The sequence below is a fragment of the Nocardia thailandica NBRC 100428 genome (assembly GCF_000308795.1).
Lineage (GTDB): Bacteria > Actinomycetota > Actinomycetes > Mycobacteriales > Mycobacteriaceae > Nocardia > Nocardia thailandica.
Window position 1 is genome coordinate 1 of record NZ_BAGK01000029.1, and the last position, 12,395, is coordinate 12,395.

At 71.9% G+C, this 12,395-nt stretch carries 13 protein-coding genes and 5 tRNA genes; 11 read left to right on the forward strand and 7 right to left on the reverse strand.

Annotation, left to right across the window (positions count from 1 at the left end):
- Positions 1 to 120 precede the first annotated feature (120 nt).
- Together ON36_RS03065 and dusB are read right to left on the reverse strand one after the other, a co-directional pair.
- Positions 121 to 408 carry a hypothetical protein gene (locus ON36_RS03065; RefSeq protein ID WP_043647448.1) on the reverse strand — a complete coding sequence of 96 codons (288 nt, stop codon included), beginning with the start codon at positions 406 to 408 and terminating at the stop codon, positions 121 to 123.
- 224 nt (positions 409 to 632) lie between these two features.
- Entirely contained in the window at positions 633 to 1,751 is a 1,119-nt protein-coding gene (dusB, locus tag ON36_RS03070; RefSeq protein WP_373281761.1) for a tRNA dihydrouridine synthase DusB, read from the reverse strand.
- Between the two features lie 410 nt (positions 1,752 to 2,161).
- Here dusB and ON36_RS03075 point away from each other — a divergent pair, with 410 nt between their 5' ends.
- Positions 2,162 to 2,746 carry a hypothetical protein gene (locus ON36_RS03075; RefSeq protein WP_052313596.1) on the forward strand — a complete coding sequence of 195 codons (585 nt, stop codon included), beginning with the start codon at positions 2,162 to 2,164 and terminating at the stop codon, positions 2,744 to 2,746.
- Between the two features lie 62 nt (positions 2,747 to 2,808).
- Here ON36_RS03075 and ON36_RS03080 read toward each other — a convergent pair whose 3' ends face one another.
- The 3 genes from ON36_RS03080 to ON36_RS03090 all read right to left on the reverse strand — a co-directional run bounded on the left by ON36_RS03080 (position 2,809) and on the right by ON36_RS03090 (position 4,864).
- Positions 2,809 to 3,768 (reverse strand): acyl-ACP desaturase, encoded by a 960-nt coding sequence (locus ON36_RS03080; RefSeq protein WP_043647450.1) that lies wholly within the window; start codon positions 3,766 to 3,768, stop codon positions 2,809 to 2,811.
- Positions 3,769 to 4,066: 298 nt separating this feature from the next.
- Positions 4,067 to 4,669, reverse strand: a complete 603-nt coding sequence (locus ON36_RS03085) for a DUF937 domain-containing protein (protein ID WP_043647451.1) — start codon at positions 4,667 to 4,669, stop codon at positions 4,067 to 4,069.
- Between the two features lie 119 nt (positions 4,670 to 4,788).
- Positions 4,789 to 4,864 (reverse strand) — tRNA-Lys (locus ON36_RS03090).
- Positions 4,865 to 5,604: 740 nt separating this feature from the next.
- Here ON36_RS03090 and ON36_RS03095 point away from each other — a divergent pair.
- The 7 genes from ON36_RS03095 to ON36_RS03125 all read left to right on the forward strand — a co-directional run bounded on the left by ON36_RS03095 (position 5,605) and on the right by ON36_RS03125 (position 8,527).
- On the forward strand, positions 5,605 to 6,282 hold the full coding sequence (locus ON36_RS03095; protein WP_043647452.1) for a TetR family transcriptional regulator: 678 nt from the start codon (positions 5,605 to 5,607) through the stop codon (positions 6,280 to 6,282).
- A gap of 92 nt (positions 6,283 to 6,374) precedes the next feature.
- Positions 6,375 to 6,447 (forward strand) — tRNA-Glu (locus ON36_RS03100).
- A gap of 28 nt (positions 6,448 to 6,475) precedes the next feature.
- Positions 6,476 to 6,549, forward strand: a tRNA-Asp gene (locus ON36_RS03105).
- A gap of 57 nt (positions 6,550 to 6,606) precedes the next feature.
- Positions 6,607 to 6,683, forward strand: a tRNA-Phe gene (locus ON36_RS03110).
- 97 nt (positions 6,684 to 6,780) lie between these two features.
- Positions 6,781 to 7,464 carry a GAP family protein gene (locus ON36_RS03115; protein ID WP_043647453.1) on the forward strand — a complete coding sequence of 228 codons (684 nt, stop codon included), beginning with the start codon at positions 6,781 to 6,783 and terminating at the stop codon, positions 7,462 to 7,464.
- Positions 7,465 to 7,572: 108 nt separating this feature from the next.
- Positions 7,573 to 7,646, forward strand: a tRNA-Asp gene (locus tag ON36_RS03120).
- A 101-nt stretch (positions 7,647 to 7,747) separates the two neighbouring features.
- Complete coding sequence (locus ON36_RS03125) at positions 7,748 to 8,527, forward strand: polyprenol monophosphomannose synthase (RefSeq protein ID WP_083884875.1); 780 nt, start codon at positions 7,748 to 7,750, stop codon at positions 8,525 to 8,527.
- Between the two features lie 65 nt (positions 8,528 to 8,592).
- Here the strand turns inward: ON36_RS03125 and ON36_RS03130 are convergent, their stop codons facing one another.
- Complete coding sequence (locus ON36_RS03130) at positions 8,593 to 9,027, reverse strand: DUF6069 family protein (protein ID WP_043647455.1); 435 nt, start codon at positions 9,025 to 9,027, stop codon at positions 8,593 to 8,595.
- A 140-nt stretch (positions 9,028 to 9,167) separates the two neighbouring features.
- Here ON36_RS03130 and ON36_RS03135 point away from each other — a divergent pair, with 140 nt between their 5' ends.
- The 3 genes from ON36_RS03135 (at position 9,168) to ON36_RS03145 (ending at position 11,611) form a co-directional block, all read left to right on the forward strand.
- Entirely contained in the window at positions 9,168 to 9,713 is a 546-nt protein-coding gene (locus tag ON36_RS03135) for a hypothetical protein (protein WP_052313597.1), read from the forward strand.
- Between the two features lie 163 nt (positions 9,714 to 9,876).
- Positions 9,877 to 10,422 carry a copper chaperone PCu(A)C gene (locus tag ON36_RS03140; RefSeq protein WP_052313598.1) on the forward strand — a complete coding sequence of 182 codons (546 nt, stop codon included), beginning with the start codon at positions 9,877 to 9,879 and terminating at the stop codon, positions 10,420 to 10,422.
- On the forward strand, positions 10,415 to 11,611 hold the full coding sequence (locus ON36_RS03145; protein ID WP_043647456.1) for a Dyp-type peroxidase: 1,197 nt from the start codon (positions 10,415 to 10,417) through the stop codon (positions 11,609 to 11,611). The genes ON36_RS03140 and ON36_RS03145 overlap by 8 nt, the downstream gene beginning before the upstream one ends.
- A 36-nt stretch (positions 11,612 to 11,647) precedes the next feature.
- Here the strand turns inward: ON36_RS03145 and ON36_RS03150 are convergent.
- Positions 11,648 to 12,395 (reverse strand): lysophospholipid acyltransferase family protein (locus ON36_RS03150; protein ID WP_043647457.1); only part of this gene is annotated, 748 nt, incomplete at its 5' end.

The window sequence follows — 12,395 nt, forward strand, 5'->3', positions numbered from 1 at the left end:
GCGGCGCGCTCGCCTGCCGCTTCGCGGCCGGCTCGGGGCGCGGGGCGGGCGCCTGGGCGTGTGTCGGTGCGGCGGGGGCGGGCCGGGCGTTCCGTCGGTGGGCTCCGGCGGCGCGCGGCTTCAGGTCCGCCGGGCGGTCGGGCGCGGGGCGGTCTCGCGGGCCCTGCGGCGGGTCCGCGGGTGCTCTCCGACGGCCTCGGCGTCGGCGGCGCGGCGGCCGCGGCGCGTGCGCTCGCTGTCGACCCGGTCGACCAGGTCCTGGACGGTCAGCGGGGCCGAGTCGGCCTCGGCGCGCCGGGCGCGGCGGCCGCCTGTCGGTTCGTCGTGCTCGGGTTCGGTACCCGGATAGCGCTCCCAGGGGGCGCGACCTCCTGGCTGGGGCGGTTGCCCGTGCCGATCGTCACCCACCAACGAACCTCACTTCTCGAATCCCTGCCGCGTGGGTACGCGCCATCATCCGGCGCGGCCGCGCGGGCCGCCGCCGAACGCTGCCCAATGATAACGATTCCGGCACGAGAGGCCACCCGGCGAAACAGAAAAGCCGGCCGAACGATCCCGACCAGGGTCTCGAGCCGGACCGGGGACGGGCCGTCGCCCGCGCCCGTTCCCGACTCGCAGAGCCGGGGCGGGACTCAGCCCCCGGAGTGCATCACGTCCGCGGCGTGGGGAACTGCGGCGTCGTCCGGATCGTCGAGCCAGCCGTGCGGCAGGGCGACCTTGCCGGGCGAGCCCTGACGGCCGCGCGGACCCTCGGCATGCGCGGGGAAGGGCGCGGTGGGGTCGAGCCTGCCGATGAGGTCGGCGAGTTCGGCCAGGCTGGAGACGGTGGCGAAGGCGCGGCGCAGGTCGGCGCCGACCGGGAAGCCCATGAGGTACCAGGCCATGTGCTTGCGCAGATCGCGCATGGCCTTGTCCTCGCCGAGGTGGTCGGACAGCAGGGAGCCGTGCCGGTAGAGGACCTCGCCGACGCGGCCGAGGTTCGGCGGCGTCGGCAGCGGCTCACCGCGCAGGGCGGCCTGGAGTTCGGCGAACAGCCACGGCTTGCCGAGGCAGCCGCGCCCGACGACGACGCCGTCGCAGCCGGTCTCGGCCATCATGCGCACCGCGTCGTCGGCGGAGAAGATGTCGCCGTTGCCGAGCACGGGGATCGTGCGCACGGCCTCCTTGAGGCGGGCGATCTTGGTCCAGTCGGCCTCGCCGGAGTAGCGCTGGGCGGCGGTGCGCGCGTGCAGGGCGACCGCCTGCGCGCCCTCGCCCTCGGCGATGCGGCCCGCGTCGAGGTAGGTGTGGTGCTCGTCGTCGATGCCGATGCGGAACTTGACGGTCACCGGGACGCCGTGCGGTTCGGCGGCGCGCACCATCTCGGAGATGATGCGGCGGAACAGTTCCCGCTTGTAGGGCAGGGCGGCGCCGCCGCCGAGGCGGGTCACCTTGGGGACCGGGCAGCCGAGGTTGAGGTCGATGTGGTCGGCCCAGCCCTCGCCCGCGACGATGCGCACGGCCTCGCCGAGGGTGGCCGGGTCGACGCCGTAGAGCTGCATGGAGCGGGGGTGCTCGTCGGCGTCGAAGGACATCATGTGCAGCGTCTTCTCGTTGCGCTCGACGATCGCGCGCGCGGTGATCATCTCGCAGACGTAGATGGAGGTGGAGCTGCCGAACTCCCGGCACAGCTTGCGGAAGGCCAGGTTGGTGATGCCCGCCATCGGCGCGAGCACGACGGGCGGGTCGACCGGGTAGGGGCCGATCCGCAGCGGCCGGGTCGCCTCGGTGGTGGTCATCGTCGTCACCGGTCCAGTGTCTCATCAGGCGTCGACGCGGTTCGCGCGCGCGTCCCCGCCCGCTGTGATCGATCTCGCTCCGGGGACCGGCGGGGCACATCGATCACCGGCGCCGGGCGCGTCCGCGGGCGGTGGCCGGGGCGCCCTCGTGGGCGACCAGGCGCCGAACGTGCCTGTCGCCGTGCCGGTTTCGGCCCGGACCGGTGGAGTCGTGACTCATGACGGGATCGGGTACCGGAGTGTCCGACGTCACTTGACGGCTGTGAGCAACGCTACATGCCGTGATTCCCGGTTACCGCTACCGCCCGTACCGCTTAGTAGCCTGGATGCGGCACCGTCGCCCCTCGGCGGTGCGTGCCCCCATCCATCGGAGTAGACACCTCATGGCCGAAGCGACCGGAACCACCCCCGAGAAGACGTCCGACGACCAGCCGCAGCCCACCACGGGCACCATCGCGGTCCGGGCCTCCACCCTCGTCGGCAGCGCGGTGATCGCGGTGCTGGCCGTGATCGCGGTCGTCCTCGGCGTGCTGGCCGTCTCGGCCCGGTCCGAGGTGTCGGACCTCGAGGCGAGCGCCGCCGACTCGGCGCACGCCGAGCGGGTCGCGCTCGACTACTCCGTCGGCGCCGCGACGCTGGACTTCCAGAACGTCAACGCCTGGGTCGGCAAGCTCAAGGCGGGCACCTCCCCGGAGCTGGCCGCCAAGTTCGACGCCACCGGCACCAAGCTGGAGGCCATCCTGGTCCCGCTGAAGTGGACCTCGACCGCCACCCCCATCACCGCGAAGGTGACCTCGCAGCAGGGCGACGTCTACAAGGTCGCCGCGTTCGTCGACGTGAACACCAACAACGCCCAGAACCCCGACGGCCTGCGCAACACCGTCACCTACAACATCACCGTGGACAAGTCGAAGAACTGGCAGATCACCGACGTCGGCAGCGTCGACGGCGCCCTGCCGATGAAGTAACCCCCACGAACACGACGGCGCCGCCCACCGGATTCCGGTGGGCGGCGCCGTCGTAGGACGGGTCAGACGCCGGCGAGCTGCTGGGCCTTCTTGGCCTCGCGCGCGAGCATGCGGTCGCGCTGCTCCTCGAACTTGAGGACGTCCTGCCCCAGCTTCTCCAGGAAGGCGGCCAGCCGCTCCCTGGTCGCCTCGCCGCGGGCGGTGAAGTCGGTGCGCTCGAAGATGTTCCACTTCTTGAGCACCGGCTGCACGACTTCCTCGAGGTGCTGGCGCAGGTCGTAGATGCCGTGCTTGGCCATCAGGACGCCGTTGCGGCGGAAGTTCGGCATGCCCGCGCCGGGCATCTGGAAGTTCTCCACGATGAGCGCGATGGCCTCGAGCGCCTGGTCGGGGGTCAGGTCCAGGGCGGCGCCGCACATGTTGCGGTAGAAGATCATGTGCAGGTTCTCGTCGGCGGCGACGCGCTGCAGCATGCGGTCGGCGATCGGATCGTCGCAGACCTTGCCGGTGTTGCGGTGGCTGACGCGGGTGGCCAGCTCCTGGAAGGTGACGTAGGCGACCGAGTGCAGGAAGCCCGCGTCCACCTCGGTGGGGGAGGCGAAGCCGTTGGTCATGTGGACCATGCGGGCCTGCTCGAGGGCGACCGGGTCGACGCCGCGGGTGACCACCAGGTAGTCACGCATCACGATGCCGTGGCGGTTCTCCTCGGCGGTCCAGCGGCCGACCCAGGTGCCCCAGGCGCCGTCCTGGGAGAAGTTCTCGGCGATCTCCCGGTGGTAGGAGGGCAGGTTGTCCTCGGTCAGCAGGTTGGTGATCATGGCCGCCTTGGCGACCTCGCTGAGCTTGGACTGTTCCGGATCCCAATCCACGCCACCCATGGCGGCGAAGTTGCGGCCCTCGTCCCACGGGACGTAGTCGTGCGGGTGCCACTCCTTGGCGAGCGACAGGTGCCGGTTGACGTTTTCCTCGGCAACCGGCTCCAACTCGGTGAGCAGTTCGAGCTGAGTCAGATCCCTTGCCATGTAAAAACCCTTCGCTGTGGTGCTTGCGGTCGTACAGGACGCCGATGCGGCCATACCTTACGGCACCGTAGGTGTGATGCGAAACGCAACCACATCGATACCCCTACATGTCGGTATCGAGCCACAACTCCGTGGCAGGTGCCTTTGTGCTACGGACGAGTCTAGGCACATCCGCGCAGCACGTCGGGCCCTACGTCGGCCGGGCGAACAGGTGCGGACCCGCAGCGATGGGTGTATCGCCGCGGGTCCGCGAGTGTTAGCCCCGGCTATCCGCTCCCAGGAAACCGGCAGGTGATTCTCAGCGTTTGCCGCCGAGCAGACCGCCCAGTACGCCCCCGAGGGCGCCGCCCGCGTTCTTCGCCAGCGCCTCCCCGATGACCCCGCCGAGGCCGCCGCTGTTGCTCGCCCCGCCGAGCAGCCCGCCCAGCAGATCGCCGAGCCCGCCGCCGGAGGACTGCGGCGCGGGCGCGGGAGCGGGCGCCGCGGCCCCGCCGCCGCCGGTGAGCTGCTTGGCCAGGTAGGCGAGGACGATCGGGGCCAGGATCGGCAGCAGCTTGGCCATGAGGTCGTTGCCGCCGCCCCCGCCGCCGGTCGCGCCGAGGGCGCTGATCACCTGGTTCTTCTCGTCGCCGAAGACGTTGTCGACGATCTTGGCGCCGTCGGCGGTGTCGACCTGGTTCAGGTCGACACCGCCCTCGCCCTCGACGAGCCCGCCGTGGTCTCCGAGCGCGCCGAGCAGGGCCGCGGCGCCCTCGGGCCGGGCGGCGTTGACCTGCAGCCCGCCCAGCAGGGTCGGGAGCGCGGCCGAGACCGCGTCGGTGGCGGTCCGCTGGTCGACTCCGAGCTGGTCGGCGATCTGGGAGATGGGGACCTGGGAGAGCAGGTCGTCGAAGGAAGTCATCGGCTCCGCCTGTGTGTCTGAGTGCGCCCGGACAGCCCGGGTCGCGCTCAGGGTAGGGGAAACCCGCGCCCACACCGGGCTTTTGGGCCGCAGGCGGCCGGGCGCGTCGCGCCGTGTCGTGGTGCCCCCTGTAGGACTCGAACCTACGACCTAGTGATTAAAAGTCACCAGCTCTACCAACTGAGCTAAAGGGGCGCGGGGGGCAGTCTAGCCCACCGGAGGCGCCGGAGCCGAACAGCGCGGGTGGGCCCGGGTCTACCGCTTCGGGGTGGTATCGAATATTGTTGCCGGGCAATAGGTTTGAACCACAAGGGGTGTTATGGACGATCTGCGCGGGTGCCGGGGGCCGCACCCGCGTGTCGCGGTGGGCCGCGACGGGGCCGGTTGGGGTAGGCCGGGCCCGCGACGGGTGCCGCGCGATCGGATGAATATGTAGCAGCCGCAAGGATTTCGGTTGCCGAGCAGTTGCCGGAACGGATATCCGGGTCCGATGGGTGAACGGGTGTTCCGTTTGCCGCATGTCGGTCCGGGAATGCGGGTACCGTGATCGCCTGACGAATTGTGTAACAACCGGCGGGGCTTGCGTTTCGGCGGTGGCGGGCGGTGCGTGCCGGGTTGCGGAATTCATCGAGGGTCGCAGTGCCGGGCAGGCGAGGGCGGGAAGGTTGCCCGCCGCCGGGAACCGGAGGATGCCGCAGGAGGAGGCAGGTCGAAGAGGTCTGAGGGCCCGAGTGTGCACCCCCTGCGGCGCACCCGGGCAGGGGAACTATACCAGCCGGTGTGGTTCTGGGTTTTATGCAAGATTTCAAACCGAAAGTTTGATATCGAGCACGAAACCGGATTGAAGTATTGCAAAACCCATTAATTCGCGCCGACGGTCGATCCAAAGGGGGGTAGGCCTTCGGGCGGCGAGGAGCTTCGGAGGCGTTTCGAGCATGGCACGGCAGCAAGAGCGGGCCCGCCGGACACGCGCGGCGATTATCAAGTCCGCGGCCGTCGAGTTCGGGAAGAGCGGGTATGCCGCGGCATCGCTCAACCGAATACTGGAGGGGTCACGCGCCACCAAGGGCGCGATGTACTTTCATTTCGATTCCAAGGAAGACCTCGCGCGCGCGGTCCTCGAGACCGCGGTCGAGCGCTACCGCAGCAGCGCCGACCGCTGGCTGGCCCGCGCCGACCTCGGTCCGCTCGACGTGCTGCACGGGATGCTCGACGAGATCGCGCTGCGGCTCGAGCACGACACCATCGTGCAGGCCGAGTACCGCCTCGTCATCGAGCCGGACTTCCACCGCGACGCGCACAACGGCGGCGGGCGTATCGTCGGCAGGGCGACCCGGGTGCTGGCCCTGCGTGCCATCGATCACGGGCAGCTGCGCGTCGACGCCGACCCCGACCGTTTCACCCGGACGCTGTCGGCCGCGCTGGCCGGCCAGCGCTACCTGGTCGATCCGCTCGGCAACGGCGGCTCGGGCGCGGCCGACCTGCGGGCCCGGTTCGCCGAGGTGCTCGAGGTGATCGTGGAGGCGATGGCGACGCCGCTGTGGATCCAGAATTTCCGCAGCGACGGGTGGCGGGCGCAGGCGGAACTCGAAGAGCTGGGTTTGGGCGTCTGACCAGCCGATTTGGTATGTGGTGCCGACCTGTCATAAGCTATGCGAGCTCCCAACGGAAACGTTGACAGCCGGTCCGGAGAGATCCGGGACGAGCCCCCTTCGTCTAGCGGCCTAGGACGCCGCCCTTTCAAGGCGGTAGCGCGGGTTCGAATCCCGTAGGGGGTACAGTCTTCGGACTGTTGCAGTACAGCAAGGCCCTGTGGCGCAGTTGGTTAGCGCGCCGCCCTGTCACGGCGGAGGTCGCGGGTTCGAGTCCCGTCAGGGTCGCAAGTGAGCGCCGGAGTAATCCGGCGCTTCGCGTATGGCACATTTTTGGGTGCCTGCGGCCAGGTAGCTCAGTTGGTACGAGCGTCCGCCTGAAAAGCGGAAGGTCGCCGGTTCGATCCCGGCTCTGGCCACCACGAATCCCCTCACCGGAAACGCTCTGGTGCAGGGGATTTTTCGTGTCCGGGCGGGCACTGCCCGGCCCCGGGGGCCACGGGTAGTGTCGGTGGCCTTATGGGTGTCCTGCTCCTCGCGCTGCTCGGCTTCGCCGTGCTCGACGCGCTCGACGTGCTGCTGGTGGCGATCACCACGGCCGTGGTGGCGGACAGCCGGTTGACGCGGCGGTCGCCCGTGCCGGGCGGGCTCAGTTTCATCGCCGGGGTCTTCGCGGTGTCGGTGACCTTCGGGGTGCTGACCGTCCTCGGAATCGATTTCCTGTCGCGGCTGGTGGATTTCGAGCTGACGCCGACGCTGCGCTACTGGGGCGAGCTGCTGATCGGTGTCGTGCTCGTCGGGGCGGCGGCGTTGCCGGTGGCCGGGACGGCGGCGCCCGCGCACCGGTGGGTGGAGCCCGTGCGCAGGCGGCCCTGGTTGCTGGGGGTGTTCGGCTTCGCCCTCGGCCTGGCCAAGACGCCCACCTCGGTGCCGTACCTCGCGGCGCTGGCGCTGCTGGCGGCGCAGCGGCCGCTGCCGCTCGGCTGGCCGCTGATCGTCGCGGCCTACTGCGCGGTCGCGCTGGCGCTGCCGCTGATCGTGCTCGCCCTCGCGCTGCGCCGCACCCCGCGGGCCCGCCGGATCTACCGGTCGCTCGTGCGCGGGCTGACCCGCTGGGGCCCGCCGGTGGTGCGGGTGCTGTTCGTGGTGTTCGGTCTCGTGCTGATCGCCGACGCCGTGGCGCACGGCCGCGATCTGGTGTGACTCCGGACCGCGGCCCTCGAGCGGCGGCGACTGCCGCTGACCTGCGCCGTCGCGGCCGGTGTGACTGGGCGTTCGGTATCGAGTACAGTCTTGTCCGGTTCACAGCAAGGCCCTGTGGCGCAGTTGGTTAGCGCGCCGCCCTGTCACGGCGGAGGTCGCGGGTTCGAGTCCCGTCAGGGTCGCAAGGTATGCGCCGGTCGTCGCCGGCGTTCCGCTGTCTCGTGTGTGCCACTCAGGTTCACATCAGGTGGATCGAGTACGGTTCATCACGAATCTTTTCGACATGCTCGCCGCGGGTTCGGTCCGGGCGCGGGCGGAACCAGGTGAGCAGGGAGGGCGACCCTTGAGGGTTACCGTTGTTGTGCCGACCTACAACGAGCGGGAAAATCTGCCGGTGGCGGTGGAGCGGCTGACGGCGCTTCCGGTGCCCGACCTGCACGTCCTCGTGGTGGACGACAATTCCCCCGACGGCACGGGCGAGGTGGCCGACAAGCTGGCCGCCGAGCTGCCCGAGGTCGTCGGCGTGCTGCACCGCACCGAGAAGGACGGCCTCGGCCGCGCCTACGTCGCGGGGATCACCAAGGCGCTCGACGAGGGCGCCGACGTGGTCATCCAGATGGACGCGGACCTGTCGCATCCGGCCGAGGTCATCCCGGCCATGCTGGAGAAGCTCGCCGCCACCGACGCCGGCGTCGTGCTCGGGTCCCGCTATGTGCCCGGTGGCGAGGTCGCCGCGGAGTGGAAGTGGTACCGCAAGGCCCTCTCGGCCTGGGCGAACTTCTACGTCAACCTGATCCTGCGCCTCGGTGTGAAGGACGCGACGGCCGGCTTCAAGGCGTGGAAGGCCGACACCCTGCGCGCGATCGACGTCGCCTCGATCCGCAGCAACGGCTACTCCTTCCAGGTCGAGATGAACTACCGGGCGATCAAGAAGGGTTACACGATCGCCGAGGTGCCGATCCGTTTCGAGGAGCGCACGGTCGGCACGTCGAAGATGAGCCTGAAGGTGCAGCTCGAGTCGGCGCTCATGCCGTGGAAGCTGCTGTTCGGCCGCGAGGTCTAGGACATCGCGACGGAAGCCCCACCGGTCACCGGTGGGGCTTCCGTCGTTTCGGCGCGCGGGACGGCTCACGCGGTCAGCCGGTTGCGCAGGCCCTCCATCGCGACGACCAGGATGGGCACCAGGGTGACGTGCATCAGCGACAGGGCCACGGTGGAGGCGGTGTCGAAGTCGGCGGCCACGGTCAGGGCGATGGTGGCGAGGGCCAGCACCGACCCGACGGCGGCGGCGACGCGCAGGACGCCGATCCACCAGTGCGACAGCACCGCCGCGATCGTGGTGCCGATCGCGAGCGGCACGGCCGACATGATCACCACGCCGCCCGGCGCGACATCCATCGCGGTGCCGTTGTCGACGGTGACGAAGGAGCCGCCCGCGGCCGCGCCGACGGCCCACAGGATCAGGTTGACGAGGACGGCGGCGGCCACCGCGCCGAGGACGGCGGTGTAGCGGTTCAGCGCGGGCAGGGTGGGCAGGGCGCGGGTGGGGTTCGCGGTGGTCATGATCGTGTCTCCCGTTCGGTGAAGGCGATGTGACCATGTTCAAACCTGAACAATGGTTTATGTCAAGCGATCTCGGCGGCCCGCCGCGGGCGAAGCGATGAGACGCTGGTCATAGCGCCGCCGTCCGTACGATGGGGCGCGTGCGCTCGCCGACGGACACCACCGCGTGCCTGCGCGGCGCCGCCGTCGGTGCCGCGTCGGGCGCCATCGCGCTGCTGGCGCACGCGCTCGGCGGCGCGACCGGTGTCCCGGCGGGCTCCTCGCTGACCCTCCTGTTCGGCGTCTGCGCCGTGATCGGCGTGGCCACCGCGACCTTCCCGCGTGGGCACACGCCCGCGCCGACCATGCTCGTCCTGGCCGTGGGCCAGGGCGTCGGGCACCTGGCGATGTCGCTGTGCCACGGCCCGCATCCCTGGACGACGGCGATGGCCGCCGCGCACCTGGTCGCGATTCCGGTGGGCGCGGTGCTGATCCGCGCCGCGGAGACCGGGATGCGCCGCGCGGTGACCGGTGTCCGCCGCGTGTTGCGGGTGCTGGCCGGGGCGGCCCTGCTCGGCCCGCGCGTCCGGCGACCGGCGCGCGAGGACGACCGCGCCACCCGTTCGCGCCTGCTGGTCCGTCCCGATCTGGATCCCCGGGGGCCGCCCGCCGCCGCGCGCCCCGCCCTCTCACCCGTCCCGGTGTAACCGTTCCGGCCGCTCCGGCGCGCCTTCGCGCCGCGCCGCTCCCGGCCGCGGCGGCCAGGAACCGGACGCCGGCCCCGCCCCGACGCGGCAGGCCGGCCGTCCCGGCCTGCTTCCGCCTGCCACGGCACCGGCGACATCACCCTTCCGTCGATCGGAGCACCCCATGTCCCACACCGTTCGTTTCCCCCTGCGCGCGTCCCGCGCCGTCGGCCTCGCCGCCGTCGCCGCGGCGCTGTTCGGCGCGGCCGCCTGCACCGCCGATCCCGCCGCGCCCGCGCCCTCGGGCGCGTCCGCCGACCGGATCACCCTGACCGATCAGTGGATCAAGGCCGCCGATTCCGGCATGTCGGCCGCCTTCGGCACCCTGCGCAACTCCGGCGACGCGCCGGTCACCCTGGTCGCGGCCGCCAGTCCCGCGGCCGGGCGCATGGAGATCCACGAGGTCGTTGCCGGCGACACCGGCGAGAAGACCATGCGGCCCAAGGCCGGTGGGCTGGTCATCCCGGCGCACGGGGAGGCGACCCTGAAGCCCGGCGCGGACCACCTGATGTTCCTCGACCTGACCGCGCCGCTGCGCACGGGCGCCGAGACCCCGCTCACCCTCACCTTCGACGACGGCTCGACCACCGTGGTCACCGCCCGGGTCCGTGACTTCTCCGGCGGCAAGGAGAACTACGAGCCGGAGGCGGGGACGGCGCATCATGGCTGACCGGCATCTGTCGCGCCGCCGCCTGCTCGGCGGCGGCGCGGCGGTCGCGGGGGTGGCGGGCGCCGCCGGGATCGGCTGGGGCGCGGCCGGATCGGGCCGCGCGGCCACCGCCGCCGACCCCGGCCTCCGCACGGTGCCGTTCCGCGGCGTCCACCAGGCGGGCGTCGAGACCCCGCCGCAGGCGCACGCGGCCTTCGTCGGCTTCGACCTGCTCCCCGGCACGGGCCGCGCGGACGTGGCCGGACTGCTGCGGATCTGGACCGACGACGCGGCCCGGCTCACCCAGGGCGCGCCCGCGCTGGCCGACACCGAACCCGAACTGGCCGCCCGCCCGGCGGGTCTCACGGTGACGGCCGGTTTCGGCCCGACGCTGTTCGACGCGATCGGGCTGCGCGCGCTCCGGCCCGCGTGGCTCGCCCCGCTGCCCGCTTTCGGCATCGACCGTCTCGACCCGGCCTACACCGGCGCCGATCTGCTGCTGCAGGTCTGCGCCGACGAGCCGACGGCGGTCGCGCACGCGGTGCGGGTGCTGAGCAAGCACGTGCGCTCGCTGGTGGCGGTGCGGTGGGTGCAGCGCGGATTCCGGGACGCCCCGGCGGGCGCGACCATGCGGAACCTGATGGGCCAGGTCGACGGCACCGGCAACATCGCCGCGGGGTCCCCGGACTTCGCGCGGCTCGTCTGGTCCGACGGCTCCCCGCCGTGGCTGGCGGGCGGGACCTCGCTGGTGCTGCGGCGCATCGCCATCGCCCTCGACACCTGGGACGAACTGGACCAGGAGGGGCGGGAGCTGACCGTGGGCCGCCGGATCGCCGACGGCGCCCCGCTGACCGGGCACCGCGAGTCCGACGAGCCCGACCTGGCGGCCGTCGATCGGAACGGCATCCCGGTCATCCCGCCGTCGTCGCATGTCGCGCGGGCCCGGCACACCCACGACGGGGAGCGGTTCCTGCGCCGGGCCTACAACTACGACGACCCGCCCGTGCCGGGGCAGGTGTCGAACTCGGGGCTGCTGTTCGCCGCCTACCAGCGCGACATCGCCGCCCAGTTCCTGCCGGTGCAGCACCGGCTGGCCGAGGCCGACGCCCTGAACCAATGGACGACCCCCGTCGGGTCGGCCGTGTTCGCCATCCCGCCCGGCGTGCCCGGCCCGGGGAACTACCTGGGGCAGCAGCTCTTCGAGAGCTGAGTCCGGTCGGCCGGTCCGCGCGCGCGGACCGGCCGATCAGGAGGCGGGCCAGTCGAGCAGGGTGTCCTCGTAGAGCCTGCGTACCTCCTCGACGCGGTCGTCGAGTTCGGCCGGGTCCCACGCGGACACGTCGATCGGCGGCAGCACCGCCACGTCGACCACGCCGGGCCGCGCGAACGGCGAATCCCGCCAGGCGATCTCGCCCGCGTTGCGGATGACGACCGGGATCACCGGCACGCCCGCCTGGCGGGCGATGTGGAAGGCGCCCTTCTTGAAGGGGCCTGGGCCGGGAGTGTAGGAGCGGGTGCCCTCGGGCGCCACCGCGACCGAGAGCCCGTCCCGCAGCGTCGAGACCACCGGTTCGAGGGCGGCGCGCGCGCTCGCGGAGTCGGCGCGGTCGATGAAGGTCACGCCGACGAAGCGCATCAACGGGCCGAAGACCGGGTTGCGGGTGAGTTCCTTCTTCGCGATCGCGGTCACCCCGCCGCCGAGCACGTACGGGACGATGATCACGTCGAACTGGCTCTGGTGGTTGAACAGGAACACCGCGGGGCGCGGGGCGCGCGCGTGCTCGGCGCCGGTGACCCGGACCGTGACGTCGAGGGTGCGCAGGGTCGCCGCCGTCGCGTCGTGCATGAGCCCGTCGGCCATGGCGCGGCGCCGCCGGGTCGGCGCCTTGCGCGCCACGCCGAACAGCGCGCCCGCCAGCAGCGCGGCGAACCCGGCGACGGTGCGCAGCCGGTCCCCGGCGCCGGGGGCGGGGCGCGGCCGGAACCGCGCCGTC

Bases quoted from the DNA above. Each gene is read 5' to 3' on its own strand.
- ON36_RS03140 (WP_052313598.1), top strand. From the start codon at position 9,877: ATGTCCCACACCGTTCGTTTCCCCCTGCGCGCGTCCCGCGCCGTCGGC.
- ON36_RS03145 (WP_043647456.1), top strand. From the start codon at position 10,415: ATGGCTGACCGGCATCTGTCGCGCCGCCGCCTGCTCGGCGGCGGCGCG.
- ON36_RS03125 (WP_083884875.1), top strand. From the start codon at position 7,748: ATGCTCGCCGCGGGTTCGGTCCGGGCGCGGGCGGAACCAGGTGAGCAG.
- ON36_RS03080 (WP_043647450.1), bottom strand. From the start codon at position 3,768: ATGGCAAGGGATCTGACTCAGCTCGAACTGCTCACCGAGTTGGAGCCG.
- ON36_RS03075 (WP_052313596.1), top strand. From the start codon at position 2,162: ATGGCCGAAGCGACCGGAACCACCCCCGAGAAGACGTCCGACGACCAG.
- ON36_RS03095 (WP_043647452.1), top strand. From the start codon at position 5,605: ATGGCACGGCAGCAAGAGCGGGCCCGCCGGACACGCGCGGCGATTATC.
- ON36_RS03115 (WP_043647453.1), top strand. From the start codon at position 6,781: ATGGGTGTCCTGCTCCTCGCGCTGCTCGGCTTCGCCGTGCTCGACGCG.
- ON36_RS03085 (WP_043647451.1), bottom strand. From the start codon at position 4,669: ATGACTTCCTTCGACGACCTGCTCTCCCAGGTCCCCATCTCCCAGATC.
- ON36_RS03130 (WP_043647455.1), bottom strand. From the start codon at position 9,027: ATGACCACCGCGAACCCCACCCGCGCCCTGCCCACCCTGCCCGCGCTG.